The 15,175-nt window shown below is 69.5% G+C and carries 14 protein-coding genes; 7 read left to right on the top strand and 7 right to left on the bottom strand.

Going from position 1 to position 15,175, the window contains the following annotated elements; translation table 11 throughout:
* Nucleotide 1: 1 nt before the first annotated feature.
* Together ASD69_RS17250 and rpsU are read right to left on the bottom strand one after the other, a co-directional pair.
* The gene (locus ASD69_RS17250; RefSeq protein WP_056181127.1) at nucleotides 2-448 is read right to left on the bottom strand and encodes a GatB/YqeY domain-containing protein; all 447 of its coding nucleotides are present in this window, start codon (nucleotides 446-448) and stop codon (nucleotides 2-4) included.
* 213 nt (nucleotides 449-661) lie between these two features.
* Complete coding sequence (gene rpsU / locus ASD69_RS17245; RefSeq protein ID WP_056181125.1) at nucleotides 662-877, bottom strand: 30S ribosomal protein S21; 216 nt, start codon at nucleotides 875-877, stop codon at nucleotides 662-664.
* 125 nt (nucleotides 878-1,002) lie between these two features.
* On the opposite strand from rpsU, the gene tsaD reads away from it, so the two are divergent.
* From tsaD to ASD69_RS17225, 4 genes are all read left to right on the top strand, one after another.
* Entirely contained in the window at nucleotides 1,003-2,025 is a 1,023-nt protein-coding gene (gene tsaD / locus ASD69_RS17240) for a tRNA (adenosine(37)-N6)-threonylcarbamoyltransferase complex transferase subunit TsaD (protein WP_056181122.1), read from the top strand.
* 231 nt (nucleotides 2,026-2,256) lie between these two features.
* Nucleotides 2,257-2,616 (top strand): dihydroneopterin aldolase, encoded by a 360-nt coding sequence (gene folB, locus ASD69_RS17235; RefSeq protein WP_056181119.1) that lies wholly within the window; start codon nucleotides 2,257-2,259, stop codon nucleotides 2,614-2,616.
* A gap of 58 nt (nucleotides 2,617-2,674) precedes the next feature.
* Complete coding sequence (gene folK, locus ASD69_RS17230; RefSeq protein WP_056181115.1) at nucleotides 2,675-3,163, top strand: 2-amino-4-hydroxy-6-hydroxymethyldihydropteridine diphosphokinase; 489 nt, start codon at nucleotides 2,675-2,677, stop codon at nucleotides 3,161-3,163.
* A gap of 160 nt (nucleotides 3,164-3,323) precedes the next feature.
* The gene (locus ASD69_RS17225; protein WP_056181112.1) at nucleotides 3,324-4,154 is read left to right on the top strand and encodes a DUF6159 family protein; all 831 of its coding nucleotides are present in this window, start codon (nucleotides 3,324-3,326) and stop codon (nucleotides 4,152-4,154) included.
* A gap of 197 nt (nucleotides 4,155-4,351) precedes the next feature.
* Here ASD69_RS17225 and ASD69_RS17220 read toward each other — a convergent pair whose 3' ends face one another.
* Nucleotides 4,352-5,104 carry a pteridine reductase gene (locus tag ASD69_RS17220; RefSeq protein WP_056181109.1) on the bottom strand — a complete coding sequence of 251 codons (753 nt, stop codon included), beginning with the start codon at nucleotides 5,102-5,104 and terminating at the stop codon, nucleotides 4,352-4,354.
* Nucleotides 5,105-5,235: 131 nt separating this feature from the next.
* On the opposite strand from ASD69_RS17220, the gene ASD69_RS17215 reads away from it, so the two are divergent.
* The 3 genes from ASD69_RS17215 to ASD69_RS17205 all read left to right on the top strand — a co-directional run bounded on the left by ASD69_RS17215 (nucleotide 5,236) and on the right by ASD69_RS17205 (nucleotide 9,531).
* On the top strand, nucleotides 5,236-6,450 hold the full coding sequence (locus tag ASD69_RS17215; protein WP_056181106.1) for an SAM-dependent methyltransferase: 1,215 nt from the start codon (nucleotides 5,236-5,238) through the stop codon (nucleotides 6,448-6,450).
* Entirely contained in the window at nucleotides 6,447-6,887 is a 441-nt protein-coding gene (locus ASD69_RS17210) for a hypothetical protein (RefSeq protein WP_056181104.1), read from the top strand. Before ASD69_RS17215 ends, ASD69_RS17210 begins: the two co-directional genes overlap by 4 nt.
* A gap of 130 nt (nucleotides 6,888-7,017) precedes the next feature.
* Nucleotides 7,018-9,531 carry a TonB-dependent receptor gene (locus tag ASD69_RS17205; RefSeq protein ID WP_082576584.1) on the top strand — a complete coding sequence of 838 codons (2,514 nt, stop codon included), beginning with the start codon at nucleotides 7,018-7,020 and terminating at the stop codon, nucleotides 9,529-9,531.
* A gap of 581 nt (nucleotides 9,532-10,112) precedes the next feature.
* On the opposite strand, the gene ASD69_RS17200 is transcribed toward ASD69_RS17205, so the two are convergent.
* The 4 genes from ASD69_RS17200 to ASD69_RS17185 form a co-directional block, all read right to left on the bottom strand.
* Nucleotides 10,113-11,333: a multifunctional CCA addition/repair protein gene (locus ASD69_RS17200; RefSeq protein WP_056181102.1), complete on the bottom strand. Its 1,221-nt coding sequence runs from the start codon at nucleotides 11,331-11,333 to the stop codon at nucleotides 10,113-10,115.
* 24 nt (nucleotides 11,334-11,357) lie between these two features.
* Complete coding sequence (locus ASD69_RS17195) at nucleotides 11,358-11,735, bottom strand: PH domain-containing protein (RefSeq protein ID WP_056181099.1); 378 nt, start codon at nucleotides 11,733-11,735, stop codon at nucleotides 11,358-11,360.
* A gap of 500 nt (nucleotides 11,736-12,235) precedes the next feature.
* A complete protein-coding gene (locus ASD69_RS22260; RefSeq protein ID WP_056181331.1) occupies nucleotides 12,236-13,156 on the bottom strand; it encodes a complex I NDUFA9 subunit family protein in 921 nt (306 codons plus the stop codon).
* Nucleotides 13,153-15,174, bottom strand: a complete 2,022-nt coding sequence (locus ASD69_RS17185; protein ID WP_082576583.1) for a lytic transglycosylase domain-containing protein — start codon at nucleotides 15,172-15,174, stop codon at nucleotides 13,153-13,155. Before ASD69_RS17185 ends, ASD69_RS22260 begins: the two co-directional genes overlap by 4 nt.
* Between the last annotated feature and the right edge of the window lies 1 nt (nucleotide 15,175).

The following is a 15,175-nucleotide window of genomic DNA, read 5'->3' as shown; positions in this document are numbered from 1 at the left end:
CTCAGCCGGCCAAGCGCTTCTTAACCAGCGCCGACACCTGGCCCATATCGGCCTGGCCGGCGAGCTTGGCCTTGAGCGGGCCCATCAGCTTGCCCATGTCGGCCGGGCCGGTGGCGCCGGTCTCGGCGATGGCGGCTTCGATCGCGGCCAGGATCTCGGCCTCGCCCAGCTTGGCCGGCACGTAGCGCTCGATCACCACGATCTCGTCGCGTTCGACCGCGGCCAGGTCCTCGCGCGCGGCGGCTTCGTACTGGCTGACCGAGTCGCGGCGCTGCTTGACCATCTTGTCGAGCACGGCGATCACGGCGGTGTCGTCCAGCTCGATGCGCTCGTCGACTTCCTTTTGCTTGATCGCGGCGTTGATCAGGCGGATCACGCCCAGGCTCTGCTTGTCGCCGCTCTTCATCGCGGCCTTCATGTCGTCGGTGAGTCGTTGCTTGAGGCTCATAAGGGCAGGGATTCGAGATTGGGGATTCGGGATTGGCAAAAGCGCGGATCGAAGGTGCGCAGGGTGGCTTCAGGGGGCTTTTACGAATCCCGAATCCCGAATATCCAATCCCGGCTGCAAACGCAAAAAGCCGGCGGCGCAGGGCGCGGCCGGCTCCTTGGTCATCCTTCGCTGGCCCCGTCCGCGGACGGTGGGGCTGCGCGGGATGCGCGATCAGTACAAGCGCTTGCGCTTGGTGACGTCGCGGCCGACGCGGCGCGCCTGACGCTTCACCGCGGCAGCGGCCTTGCGCTTACGCTCCTGGGTGGGCTTCTCGTAGAACTCGCGCTTGCGGGTTTCGGCCAGAACACCGGCCTTCTCGCAGGTGCGCTTGAAGCGGCGCAGGGCAAACTCAAAGGGCTCGTTTTCGCGGACTTTGACGCTGGGCATACGTAATCTCGGATTCGGGGACCGGCCCGTACAGACCGGGCGAGCCGTGCATTATAGCGGCGGCCCTACGGAAGGTGCAACATAGCCCCCATGAAGGCGAAAGACCCCCAACAGCAGGCCCGCCGATGAAGGTTCTGGGCATCGAAACCAGCTGCGACGAGACCGGTGTGGCGGTGTACGACACCGAAACCGGCCTGCGCGCGCACGCTCTATATAGCCAGATCGCGCTGCATGCGGAGTATGGCGGCGTGGTCCCCGAACTGGCCAGCCGCGACCACGTGCGCAAGCTGCTGCCGCTGATCCGCCAGACCCTGGATGAATCCGGGCTGCAGGTCGCGGACCTGGACGGGGTGGCCTACACCGCCGGCCCCGGCCTGGTCGGGGCCCTGCTGGTCGGGGCCGGGGTGGCGCGCTCGCTGGCCTGGGCCCTGGACCTGCCCGCGGTCGCGGTCCACCACATGGAGGGCCACCTGCTGGCGCCGCTGATGGAGGACGACCCGCTCGGGCGCCCACAGCCGCCGTTCGTGGCCCTGCTGGTGTCCGGCGGCCATACCCAACTGGTCGCGGTCGAGGCCATCGGCCGCTACCGCCTGCTCGGCGAGACTCTGGACGACGCCGCCGGCGAGGCCTTCGACAAGACCGCCAAGCTCATGGGCCTGCCCTACCCGGGCGGGCCGCAGCTGGCCGCTCTGGCCGAGCGCGGCCGGCCCGGCCAGTACAAGTTCTCGCGGCCGATGACCGACCGGCCCGGCCTGGACTTCAGTTTCAGCGGCCTCAAGACCCAGGTCCTGCTGACCTGGCGCGACAGCGACCAGAGCGAGCAGACCATGGCCGACATCGCGCGCGGTTTCGAGGACGCGGTGGTCGAGACCCTGGCGATCAAATGCGAGCGCGCGCTGGACGCGGCCGGCTGCGACACCCTGGTGGTCGCCGGCGGCGTCGGCGCCAACAAGCGCCTGCGCGCGCGGCTGGCGCAGATGGCCGAGCGCCGCGGCGGCCGGGTCGCGTTCCCGCGTCCGGCGTTCTGCACCGACAACGGCGCGATGATCGCCTACGCCGGCGCGTTGCGGCTGATGGCCGGGCAGCGCGAGGATGCCTCGGTGATGGTGACGCCGCGCTGGGATATGGCGCAGTTGCCGGCGGTTTGAGAGCCGGGAATCGGGAATGGAGAATCGGGAGTGGTTAAGGGCGGGTCGCTTGCCTTGTCGGTTCGCCACCATCGGCGCTTGCGCTAAAGTCACTGGATTCCCGTCCGGCCGAAGGCCGACCTGTCCTGAGCTAGCCGTTGGGCGGGGATGACGGTACTGGAGCGGCGAGGCGGTTCATGCTGCGGCGCTCCTCAACGATTCCCTATTTCCTATTCCCTATTCCCGGCGCTTATGGACCATGTCTTCATCGAAGGCCTCGAGATCGAGGCGCTGATCGGCATCTACGACTGGGAGCGGCGCATCCGCCAGCCGCTGGTGTTCGACCTGGAAATGTCGTTCGACAACCGCATCCCGGCCGCGAGCGACGCGATCGAGGACACCTTGAACTACAAGGCGGTCAGCAAACGCATCATCGAGTACGTGTCGCAGTCCGACTTCGGCCTGGTCGAAACCCTGGCCGAGCGTGTGGCGGCCATCGTGATCGAGGAGTTCGGCGTGCGCCGGGTCAGGCTCAAGCTCAGCAAGCCCGGCGCGGTGCGCGGCGCGCGCGCGGTCGGTGTGTCGATCGTGCGCGAGCGCGCCGGCGGCTGAGCCGCGGCGCCACTTCCTCTTTCCGCCCCGCCGCCGGCCGGGCGTACCGGATACAGCGATGGGTAAGGCTTACCTCAGTCTCGGCAGCAACCTCGATGCCGCGACCCACCTGCGCGGCGCGATCGCCGCATTGCGCGAGCGCTTCGGCGAGGTGGTGCTGTCGCCGGTCTACCGCACGCGCGCGGTCGGCTTCGACGGCGCCGATTTTTACAACAGCGCCGCCATCGTCGACAGCGAGCTCGAACCACAAGATCTCAACGACTGGCTGCACGCCCTGGAAGACCGCCACGGCCGCGACCGCAGCGGGCCGCGCTACAGCGACCGCACCCTGGACATCGACCTGGTGCTCTACGACCAGCGCGTGCTCGAAGGCCCGGGCAACCTGCGCATCCCGCGCCCGGAACTCAAGCACGCCTTCGTGCTGCGCCCGCTGGCGGACATCGCGCCGGAGGTAGTGGTGCCGGGCGTCGGCCGCAGCCTGGGCGAGCTGTGGCGCGAGCATCCGGATTACGCGCAGCCGGCGGTGGTGGCCGACATCGGCGACTGAGCGGCGCGCCGAAGCGCGCTCGCCGGCGGTCACATTCTTCGCCTCGCCCGGGTCTGTATCGGGGAGCGAGCGCGCCGCCGGTCGGCGCAGGCTCGCCAGCGCTTGCGATGCGCCGGGTTTGGCCTGAGCATGCGTCCATTCATCCAAGGGGGATCGCACGATGTTCGAAAAGTTTTCGCGTAGCTGGGGCCTGGTCAAGGCGAGCGCGGGCGTGTTGCGCTCGGACAAGGAACTGATGCTGTTCCCGGTCCTGTCCGGCGCGGCCACGCTGTTGGTGCTGGCGACCTTCCTGGTGCCGATGTTCGCGCTGCGCCTGTTCGAGAACGGCGTTGGCGTGGGCGGGATCGTGTTCGGTTTCCTGTTCTATTTTTGCCAATACAGCGTGATCATCTTCTTCAACTGCGCCCTGGTCGGCGCGGCCATGATCCGCCTCGACGGCGGCGACCCGACCCTGCGCGACGGCTTCGACGCGGCCAAGTCGCGCCTGCCCTCGATCCTGGGCTACGCCGCGATCGCCGCGACGGTGGGCCTGATCCTGCAGTCGCTGAAGGACCGCGACAATAACTTCATCGTGCGCATGATCGGCTCCGGCCTGGGCGCGGCCTGGACCCTGGCCACCTTCATGGTGGTGCCGGTGCTGGTGAGCCAGAACGTGGGCCCGATCGACGCGCTCAAGCGCAGCATCGGCCTGCTCAAGCAGACCTGGGGCGAGAACGCGATCGGCAACGTCGGCATCGGCGCGGCGTTCGGCCTGATCACCTTCGCGGTGATCGCGGTGGGCGCGCTGCTGGCCTTCGCGGCGGCGCAGGTCTCGGTCGCTCTGGCGATCGCGGTGGGCGCGGTGTTCCTGATCGCGGTGCTGCTGCTGGGCGTGTACCAGGCCGCGCTGAGCGGCATCTACTCGGCGGCGCTGTACCGCTATGCGACCGAGGGCGAAGCGCCGGAGGCGTTCCGCGCGCTGGAGCTGCAGTCGGCGTTTCAGGCCAAGTAATGAGCCTATAGCCTCTCTCCTGCTGGCGGGAGAGGGGTTGGGGTGAGGGCCGCCGCGGGCGTATAGCTCCAACTCAGTCGCTGCCCTCATCCGCCCTTCGGGCACCTTCTCAGCCTCGCACTCCCTTCGGTCGCCGCAAGCGGGAGAAGGGACTGCGAAGAAGGGCGTGAAGAATGGAGGGTCGAAGGCTTTGCGCCTCACTCCCCCAGCAAGCGCCCGCCATCCACCCGCAGTACCTGCCCGGTGGTATAGCGCGCCTCGCGCAACAGCCAGCGCACCGCTTCGGCGATTTCCTCGGCGCTGCCGGTGCGGCCCAGCGGCGTGCGCGCCAGCATCGCCGCCTTGGCTGCCTCGTCCTTGGCGCCCTCGGCTTCCGGCCACAGGATCGCGCCTGGCGCGACCGCGTTCACTCGCACCTCCGGCGCCAGCTCCAGCGCGAGCGCGCGTGTGGCCATGACCAGTGCGGCCTTGGCCATGCAATACAAGCTGTGATCGCGCAGCGGGCGCTCGGCGTAGATGTCGGCCAGGTTCACGATCGCGCCGCGCGCGGCCTTCAGGTGCGGCGCCGCGGCCTGCGCCAGGAAGAACGGCGCGCGTGCGTTGCTGGCGAACATCGCGTCCCATTGCGCGGGCGTGGCGCTGCCGATCGGCGTGGGCGCGAAGCCCGAGGCGTTGTTGACCAGGGCGTCGAGCCGGCCGTAACGGCCGACGGTGCGCGCGATCAGTTCCGGCAGGCGGTCGAATTCGGCCAGGTCGGCCTGCAGCGTCAGCGTGCTGCCCGGCCGCGCGCCTTCGAGCTCGGCCGCGAGCGCGGCCATGGCCTCGCCCGAGCCGCGGTAGTGCAGGGCCAGGTCGTAGCCGTCGGCATGCAGCGCGCGCGCGATCGCGGCGCCGATGCGCTTGGCGCTGCCGGTGATCAGGGCGACGGGTGCGGCGGGAGTGGCGGGCATGGCGTGTCTAGGGCCTCAGTAACGAGTGCAGAGTAACGAGTAACTGGTGAATAGCGGTGGCTCCACTCGTTACTCGTTACTCTGCACTCGTTCCTTATACTGCAGGCCGCCCGCCGCGCCCCCAGACCGCCATGTCCGACCCCACCCCGAACGATCTCCGCCGCGAAGCCGCGACGCTGCCCGCGCCGGGGCAGGAGGCGCTGGAGCACAGCGCGCGCCTGGAGGCCTTGATCCGCGAGCAGATCGGGGTCAACGAGGGCGCGATCCCGTTTTCGCGTTACATGGAGCTGGCCCTGTACGCGCCTGGCCTGGGCTATTACAGCGCCGGCGCGCGCAAGTTCGGCGACGACGGCGATTTCGTGACCGCGCCCGAGATCGGGCCGGTGTTCGCCGCCTGCGTGGCCGAGGCGGTCGCGCCGGTGCTGCGCCAGATCGGGCCGAGCGCGCGCATGCTCGAGCTGGGCGGCGGTACCGGCGCCTTCGCCGAGGTCGCGCTCAAGCGCCTGCTCGAACTCGACGCGCTGCCTGATCGCTACGCCATCCTCGAACCCAGCGCCGAGCTGCGCCATCGCCAGCGCGAACGCCTGCAGCAACGGCTGACGCCACCGCTGTTCGAGCTGGTCGAGTGGCTGGACGGACCGTTCCCGGAAGACTGGGACGGCGTGCTGTTCGCCAACGAGGTCATCGACGCCCTACCGACGCCGCGCTTCGCGATCCGCAACGGCGAGGTCTATGAGGAAAACATCGTGATCGACGGCGATGGTTTCGCGCGCGAACTGCGCGAGGCCGACGCCTTCCTCGGTAACGCCGTGCGCCAGGTCGAACGCCGGCTAGGGCGCGAGTTCGAAGAGGGCTACCGCTCCGAGCTGCTGCCGCAGCTGCCGTACTGGATCCAGGCGGTGTCCGGCGGCATGCGCGCGGGCGCGATGCTGTTCGTCGATTACGGCTACGCGCGCGCCGAGTACTACGCGCCCGAGCGCAGCGATGGCACCCTGCGCGCGTTCTACCGCCATCGCATGCATCACGATCCGCTGCTGTGGCCGGGCCTGCAGGACATCACCGCCTCGGTGGACTTCACCGCTCTGGCCGAGGCCGGGGTCGCCGCCGGTTTCGACTTCGCCGGCTACTGCTCGCAGGCCAGCTTCCTGCTCGGCAACGGCCTGGCCGGCGTGCTCGAACGCATCGACGCGATCGCCGACGACGCCGAGCGCCAACGTCGCCACAACGAGATCAAGCGCCTGACCCTGCCCAGCGAAATGGGCGAACGTTTCCAGGTCATGGGCTTCGAGAAGGACGTCGAATTCGGCGTGGCGTTCCTGGCCGGCGATCTGAGCCACCGCCTGTGAGGCCGCGCGCGGGCGACGCAGCCAAGGGGCCGTGGCTGCGTCCGTTCCATACCCCGCGGCGCTGGCTGGCCCTGGGCGCGGCGGGCGTGCTGGCGGTGATCGCGGTGTCCTTGCTGCCGGCGGGCGATCTGCCGCCGTCGCCGTTCGCCGGCTCCGACAAGGTCGGTCATTTCCTCACCTACGCCGCGCTGTCGGCCTACGCCGGCATGCTGTTCGCGCGCATGCGCCCGCAGGCATTGAGTGCGGCCGCCCTGATCGTGCTCGGAGTGGCCCTGGAATACGCCCAAGCCGTGCTCACCGACAGCCGCATGGGCGACAGCCGCGATGCCCTCGCCAACGCCCTGGGCGCCTTGGCCGGATTGGCCTCGGCTTCGACCCCGCTTGCGCATGTTTTGCAGCGCATGGACGCACGCCTCGCCAATATTCGTTCGTCATAATGTGACAAGTGCCGCAAAGCCAAAGTCGGCACAGTCACGCGACGTATTGCGCAAAGGTTAAGAACTTGTGAATCTCGGGCCGGACTTCCGGGAAGTCCGTCCCCCGAACCTTATTCGCAAGGAAACGACCATGTCCGCAGTGCACCGCAACCGATTGGCGCTGGCCGTGGCCGCCGCCATGGCCGCCAGCGCCATCGCCCCCGTCTACGCCCAAACCGCAGCGCCGGCTCCCGCTGAGGACACCGCCACCACGCTGGACACCGTCCAGGTCACCGGCTCGCGCGTGCGCGGCCGTACCGCCGAGGACACCGCCGCGCCGGTCGACGTGATCGGCCGCGAAGAAATCAACGCCACCGGCGCGCTCGAGGTCGGCCAGATCCTGCAGATGCTGGAGCCCTCGTTCAACTTCTCGCGCACCTTCGTCAGCGACGGCACCGACATCCTGCGCCCGGCCACGCTGCGCGCGCTGGGTCCGGACCAGGTGCTGGTGCTGGTCAACGGCAAGCGCCGTCATCAGCAGGCGCTGGTCAACGTGCAGCAGACCATCGGCCGCGGCTCGGCCGGTACCGACATCAACGCGATCCCGGTCTCGGCGATCGAGCGCATCGAAGTGCTGCGCGACGGCGCCGCCGCCCAGTACGGTTCGGATGCGATCGCGGGCGTGATCAACATCATCCTCAAGCGCCAGACCGACCACACCGAGCTGTCGATCGAGGGCTCGCAGTACTACGCCGGCGACGGCGAGATGCTGCACGGTTCGGTCAACACCGGCTTCAAGCTCGGCGCCGACGGCTTCATCAACCTCTCGGCCGAAGCGCGCAACCGCAACGAGACCAACCGCGCCGGCCCCGACAGCCTGCGCACCAATCCGCCGCGCGTGACCCAGCGCCTGGGCGACGCCGACGCCAAGGACTACTACCTGTGGCTCAACGCCGGCCTGCCGGTGGGCAAGGGCGAGCTGTACTGGTTCGGCGGCATCTCGCGGCGCGAAGGCGATTCCTCCGGCTTCTTCCGTAGCGCCGGCGACAACCGCACGGTGCCGGCGCTGTATCCCAACGGCTTCCTGCCCAACATCCTGACCACGGTCGACGACGCCTCGCTGGCGGTGGGCTACAAGGCGCCGATCGGCGAGAACTGGGATTGGGATGTCTCGATCAACCACGGCCGCAGCAAGTTCGGCTTCGAAGAGGCCAACTCGGTCAACGTGAGCTGGTGGTACGAACCGCGCGATCCGGCCAATCCGGCCGCCGGCATCTACGCCGCCTCGCCGACCACCGCCAAGACCGGCACGCTCAAGTACGACCAGACCACGTTCAACCTGGATTTCCGCGGCAGCGTCGACGGCTTCAACGACAACCGCCTGTACCTGGCCACCGGTTTCGAATGGCGCCAGGACAACTACGCGATCGAAGCCGGCGACCCGGTCTCGTACATGTACGGCCGCACCAACAACCCGGCCATCGTCATTCGCGGCCAGACCGGCGACATCGCGGCGGGCGGCATCCAGGGCTTCCCCGGCTTCACCCCTGGCACCGAGGTCGACGAAGGCCGCCACAGCATGGCGCTGTACTTCGACGCCGAGACCAACCTGAGCGAGCGCTTCCTGCTTGGCGGCGCGGTGCGCTTCGAGGATTACTCCGACTTCGGCAACACCACCACCGGCAAGCTGTCGGCGCGCTTCAACGCGACCGAAACCTTCGCCGTGCGCGGCACCCTGTCCACCGGCTTCCGCGCGCCGGGCGTGCAGCAGCAGTACTACAACCAGGTCTCGACCAACCTCAACCCCGACGGCACCCTCACCGACACCCTGACCGCGCGTCAGGACAGCGCGGTCACCCGCGCGCTGGGCGTGGCGCCGCTGAAGGAAGAAACCTCGCGCAGCGGCTCGGTGGGCATGGTGTTCAAGCCCAACGAACGCTTCTCGCTGAGCGCCGACCTGTTCCGCATCGACATCGACGACCGCATCATCTTCTCCGGCGTGATCGCGCCCGAGTCGGTCGGCACCGATGGCCAGCCCTGCACGGCCAACAACAGCAACTGCCCGATCGCCGGCGCGCTGGCGCCGTTCCGGGTCGGTCAGGCGCAGTTCTTCACCAACGCCATCGACACCCGCACCACCGGCCTGGACATCGTCGCCAACCACAACACCGAGTTCGCCAGCGGCAGCAACCTGACCCTGACCGCGCTGGTGCACTTCAACAAGACCGAGGTGCGCGAGATCCATTCGAACTCGCCGATCCTGGCCCCGGGCCAGCTGTTCGACGCCGCCCAGATCACCCTGGTCGAGCGCGGCCAGCCGCGCGCGCACCACGTGTTGCAGAGCGTGTACGAAACCGGCCCGTGGACGATCACCGGCCGCGCCAACTACTACGGTTCGGTCACCGGCGAGTTCTTCGCGCCGGAACAGACCTGGGGCGGCAAGACCCTGTTCGACCTGGCGGTGCGCTACTCGTTCACCGACGACCTGCACCTGACCGTCGGCGGCAACAACATCTTCGACCAGTACCCGGACAAGTGGTCGGTCGGCGCCGACAACCCGGGCGTGAACCCGTTCCCGTCGCTGGGCTTCAAGTACGGCTGGGAAACCATGCCGTTCGGCATGAACGGCGGCAGCTACTACGTGCGCCTGGACTATCGCTTCTGATTCGCGACACCGATGGAGTGGTAGGAACGCCGGGCGGCCGCGAGGCCGCCCGGCGTTTCGTTTTTTGGGGCTGGGCTGGCATGGCCGCTCCCGTGGAAAGCGGAGTCGGCAGGGCGCGGTGGAAACGGCGCGAGCCGCGACTCGGTGTTCGGCGTGCGTCGTTGGTTTCGTCGTTGGTGCGGCTGCATCGCGGCTTACGCCGCTCCCACAGAAAACAGAAAGCAGAGTTGGTAGGGGCGGGTAGGAGCGGCGTGAGCCGCGACTCGGGATTCGGCGTGCGTCGTTGGTTTCGTCGTGGGTGCGATTTCGCGGTCGCGGCTTGCGCCGCTCCTACAGGTAGTGATCGGAAGAGACGTGGGTAGGGGCGAGCGATGTTCGGTGTGCGATGCGCCTGCGCTGTGGGAGCGGCGTAAGCCGCGATTGGGCTGCGGCGATGACGCGAGTTGCGCGACGAGTGCGGAGCCTTCATCGCGGCTTACGCCGCTCCCACAGAAAGCAGAAAAGCGGACTCGGCAGGGCCGGGTAGGAGCGGCGGGGGCGGCGTTACCGAGCGGGAGCGCCAGGGCAGGCGGCGAGCCGGCCTACTTGCCGTTTACGGTGGCGATCGCGGCGATACGCGCGCGGCGCAGGGCTTCGCCGACTTCGGGGCCGCTGCGGCCGGCGGCGATGTCGGAGGCGCGCACCGCGAGCGCGGCGTCCAGGGCGTCGCGCAGGCGCTGCCCTTGCGGGTATGCGACCTCGGACAGGCCGGTGCGGCCGCGCTTGTCGGCTTCGCAGACCAGGCTCAAGCGGCGCACGCGCTCGGGTTGGCGGAAGCCGTCGCAGCGCGCGATCAGCTCGTACACCGTGGCCGCGCGCAGTTCGTCGTAGCGATGCACGTTGAGATGCTCGCGGCAGGCGGCTTCGGCGAGCTGGCGATATTCGGTCGGCACCTTCAGGCGCTCGTTGAGCGCGCGCAAGGGCTCCAGCCCCGCACGCTCGTGACCGTGATGCTTGGGCAGCGCCTCGCTCGGCGTCAGCGCCTTGCCCAGATCGTGGGTGAGCGCGGCATAGCCGATCAGATCGTCGCCCGGCGCCAGCCGCGCGGCCATGTCGCAGACCAGCTCGGTATGCAGGCCGCTGTCGACCTCGGGGTGGTACTGCGCGGGCTGCGGCACGCCGTACAACGCGTCCACTTCCGGCAGCACCGCGCCCAGCGCGCCGGCCTCGCGCAGGGTGCGCAGGAAGGCCGAGGGCCGTTCGCTGGCGAGCGCGCGCCGCAGTTCCTGCCACACGCGTTCGGGCACCAGTTCGGCGAGCTCGCCGGACTCGGCCATGTGCCGCATCAGGGCGGTGGTTTCGGGCGCGACACTGAAGCCCAGGGCGGCGAAGCGCGCCATGAAGCGCGCCGCGCGCAGCACCCGCAGCGGATCCTCGACGAAGGCCGGGCCGACGTGGCGCAGCACGCGCGCTTCCAGATCGCGCGCGCCGCCGTAGGGGTCGACCAGCGCGCCGTCCTCGTCCTGGGCGATGGCGTTGATGGTGAAGTCGCGCCGGCCCAGGTCTTCCTCCAGCGACACCGACGGGTCGGCGTCCACGACGAAGCCGCGATAGCCGCGCCCGGATTTGCGTTCGGTGCGCGCGAGTGCGTATTCCTCGCCGGTGTCCGGATGCAGGAACACCGGGAAGTCGCGCCCGACCGGCTTGTAGCCGGCTTCGAGCATCGCCTGCGCAGTGGCGCCGACCACCACGTAGTCGCGATCGCCCGGCGTCCGTCCGAGCAGGCGATCGCGGACCGCGCCGCCGACCAGATAGGTCTTCATCTCATCGCCGCCGAACGCGCGCGTTCAGCGCGGCGAGTTCTGCGCCAGCAGCGCGATGATGTCCTCGGCGCCGCTGCTGCGGCCGAGGTGGCGCACGATCGGCGCCGGCTGGCCCGAGACCCAGACCCGCAGTTCGGATTCGAGATCGAAATGGCCGGCGGTTTCCAGCGAGAACATCACGATGCTGCGATAGGGCAGGCTGAGGAACTCGGTCTTGCGGCCGGTCACGCCCTGCTTGTCGACCAGGATCAGGCGCCGGTCGGTGAACACGATCAGGTCGCGGATCTCGCCGAACGCGCGCTGCACGGTCTCGCCGGGCGCGAGCAGGGGCATGAAGTCTTCGGCGATCTTGTCGACCGGCTTGTCGCCGGCGTGGCCGAGCAGGGTGTCGAGCAGGCCCATGGCGGCGTTCCTGTGTGGGGTGAACACCGATGCTAAGGCTTGTTGGGCGATGGGGCGAGTGGTGCGACGTGGCGGAGGCCATGGTGGCCTTCTCTTTTGCTCGTCATTTCCGCCTGCGCGGGAATGACGAGCAAAGGCGCAGGCGTCGCCGGCCGTAGGATGCGGTAAGCCGCAGGCGCACCGCATCGAACGTCGCTACGGCTACCGCGTCGATGCGGTTGTCACCGCATCCTACAAAGCCCGGACATTCGCTGCGTACCGCGCTTCAGGCCGCGGGATGCGGTAAGCCACGGGTGCACCGCATCGAACGTCGCTACAGCTACCGTGTCGATGCGGTTGTCACCGCATCCTGCAAAGCCCGGACATTCGCTGCGCGCCGCGCTTCAGGGCGCGGGATGCGGTAAGCCGCAGGCGCACCGCATCGAACGTCGCTACAGCTACCGCGTCGATGCGATTGTCACCGCGTCCTGCAGTCCGGCTGTTCGCTGCACAACGCGGCCTCAGTCGGCCGCCGGCTCCAAGCCGAGGATCTCGCGCAGACGCGGTGCCACCGGCGTCGCGGCGATGCCGAGCTTGGGCAGGCCGTTGTCGGCGCTGACCGAGTCGGTCTGCAGCGAACGCCAGTTGTCGCGGCTGATCGGCTTGCCCGGCAGGTGTTCGCCGATGCCGGCCTGCAGGCGGCCCAAGGCCTGCGGCAACGGGATCACCGCGCGCAGGCGGCCGCGCGCGCGCGCGGTCAGGCGCACCAGCTCGGCCAGGGTGTAGACGTCGGGGCCGACCAGGTCGTAGCTGTGGCCGATGCTGCCGCCGTCGGCGAGCGCGCGTGCATAGGCCTGGACCACGTCGCCCACCCAGACCGGTTGGAAGCGCGCCTCGGCGCGGCCGATCGGCAGCGCCGGCGCGAAACGCAGCAACTGGTCGAAGCGGCAGAACAGGCCGTCGCCGGGACCGGCGATGACCGAGGGCCGGAACAGGGTCCAGTCCAGGCCGGACGCGCGCACGCGCTGCTCAGCGCGGCCGCGCGCCTGCAGGTAATGGCTGTCACCGCTGCCGGCACCGAGCGCGCTCATCTGCAGCAGGCGGCGCACGCCCATCTCGCGCATGGCTTCGATCAGGGACTCGAGCTGACCCACGTACACGCGTTCGAAGCCGCTGCCGTCGTCGCCGCGTTCGTTGAGGATGCCGATCAGGTTGACCACGGCGTCGGCGTCGTCGAGCACCGCGCGCAGGAAACCCGCGTCGTGCACGTCGCCTTCGATCAGGCTGGAATCGCGCGGCAGCAGCGCGCGCTTGGCCGGATCGCCGCCGCGGCTGAGCACGGTCAGGCGATGCCCGTCGCGCAACAGGCGCGCGACCAGGCGCCTGCCGACGAAGCCGGTGCCGCCGAGCACGACGACGTGGCGCCGCGCCGCGGTGTTCACGGCGACTTGGCCGCCGGCGCGGCGGCCAGCGGACACACGAAACGCTTGCGCGGCGCGTCGATGCGGCCGCGCATGCGGTCGGTCATGTTCATCGCGTCGCCGTTGAGGCGCCAGTCGTAGATCACGCTGAAGGCCAGCACGCGCGCCACGTACTCGCGCGTTTCCTTGTAGCTGATGGTCTCGATCCAGAAGTCCGCGTCCATGCCCGGGCGCTGCGACTGCCAGCGCGCCAGCGGCGCCGGACCGGCGTTGTAGCCGGCCATGGCGAAGTAGGGCTGGCCGCCGTACTTGTCCAGCAGCTCGCGCAGGTAGGCGGTGCCCAGGATGATGTTGGTGTCGGAGTCGTACAGCGTGGCCGCGCCGCCCCAGGGCAGGCCCAGGCGCTTGGACACGTTGGCGCCGGTGGCCGGCACCACCTGCATCAGGCCCATAGCGTTGGCGCCGGAGCGGGCGTTGGGATCGAACACGCTTTCGGCGCGGATCTCGGCGGCGACCCAGGCCGGGTCGAGGTTGTTCTTGGCCGACTCGCGCCGGATCGTGGCGTCGTGGTGCAGCGGGAAGCGCAGGTTGTACAGGCGCAGCTCTTCGGGATTGCCCTTGCCCAGTGAGAACACCGCGCGGTCGAACCAGCCGTGGCTCTGCGCGACCTCGACCGCGATGCGGCGCTGGTCGTTGTCGAAGCGCGACAGCGCGTCGTCCCACTCGCGCACCGCCCAGGATTTGCGCTCGATCTTGTACAAGCCCATCGCGCGCAGCACCGCCGGATCGCGCGCGATCGTCGCCTTGGCGGCGGCGCTGTCGTTGGGGATCAGCGGGCACAGCGCGTAGGGCTGGCCGATGCGGTCGGCGGCGAGGAAGCCGTGGAACTCGGGCTTGCGCGCGGCCTCGCGGTACAGGCGGTCGGCACCGGCCTTGTCGCCGGCGCGTTCGGTCAGGCGCGCCTCGAAATACTGCCAACGCGAGTCGCCGCGCTGCTTGGCGCCCATCTTGCGGATCGCGGCCAGCGCGCCGGCCCAATCCGAGCGCGCCATCGCCTCGCGCGCGCGCCACTCGTGCAGGCGTTCGTCGTAGGACACGGCAGGCACGGCATTGAGGCGCTGGGCGGACTCGGGCCCGTACGAGGCCACCGTCCACAGCGCGGTCTGGTACAGCACGCGGCCGCGGTCTTCGTCGCTGAAGCCCAGCGCGCTGGCGTACTTGGGCAGTTGCGCTTCGGCCGCGGCCGGTGCCGACTTGCCCAGGCGCGCCAGGCCGTAGGAGGCCATGCGTCGGCTGCGTTCGGTCTTTGGCCAGCTCAGCGCGCGCTCGTTGACGCCATCGATGAAGGCGGCGTAATCGTTGGTCTGGGCCTGTTGATCGGCGGGCAGGCCGCGCGCGGCGCTGCGCATCACCGCCGTCAGCCCTTCCGCGGCGGCGGCGTCGATGCGCTGCCAGCGCAGGGTATCGTCGAGCCCGCCCTGGGCCGCGAGCAGCGCCATCGGCGCGTCGCATTCGTTGGGCAGGGCCTTGCCGCTGGCGCTCCATACCGCCTGCGCGTCGCGCGTCCATTGCGCGTCGGCGCGGCGCAGGGCCTGGCGCGCGCTGAGTTCGGCGCAGCGCAGCGCGGTGTTCTTGACCAGTTCGGGCTTCCAGGCCGCAAGGAAGGCCGGCCAGTCCTCGCGGCGTGCGCTGGCGGCCAGCCAGATCTCGCGGAAGGCGCCGCCGGCGGCCTGGTCGCCGTAGCGGGCGAGGAAGTTTTGCGCCTGCGCGTTCGACAGCGAATCGATATTGCGGCGCAGGCCAGCGTATTCGATCCAGCCGTACAGCGGATGGCGGGCGAGATCGGCGTATTGGGCGGCATCGAAGCTGCCGTTTTCGGCGGCTTCGAGCGCAGCGCGCACGCGCGGCAGCAGCGGATCGGCGATGGGCGCGGGCACGCTGGCGACGGCCGGCGGCGCGGCCGTGGTCTGCGCGCAGGCGGCGGTGGCGAGGGTGGCCGCGAGCGCGGCGAACAACAGGGGGAGAGGGCGTGGGAGCATG

The sequence above is a fragment of the Lysobacter sp. Root604 genome (assembly GCF_001427505.1).
Taxonomy (GTDB): Bacteria; Pseudomonadota; Gammaproteobacteria; order Xanthomonadales; family Xanthomonadaceae; genus Lysobacter.
Note: the sequence above shows the minus strand (reverse complement) of the source record. Positions and strands in the feature narration are given on the sequence as shown.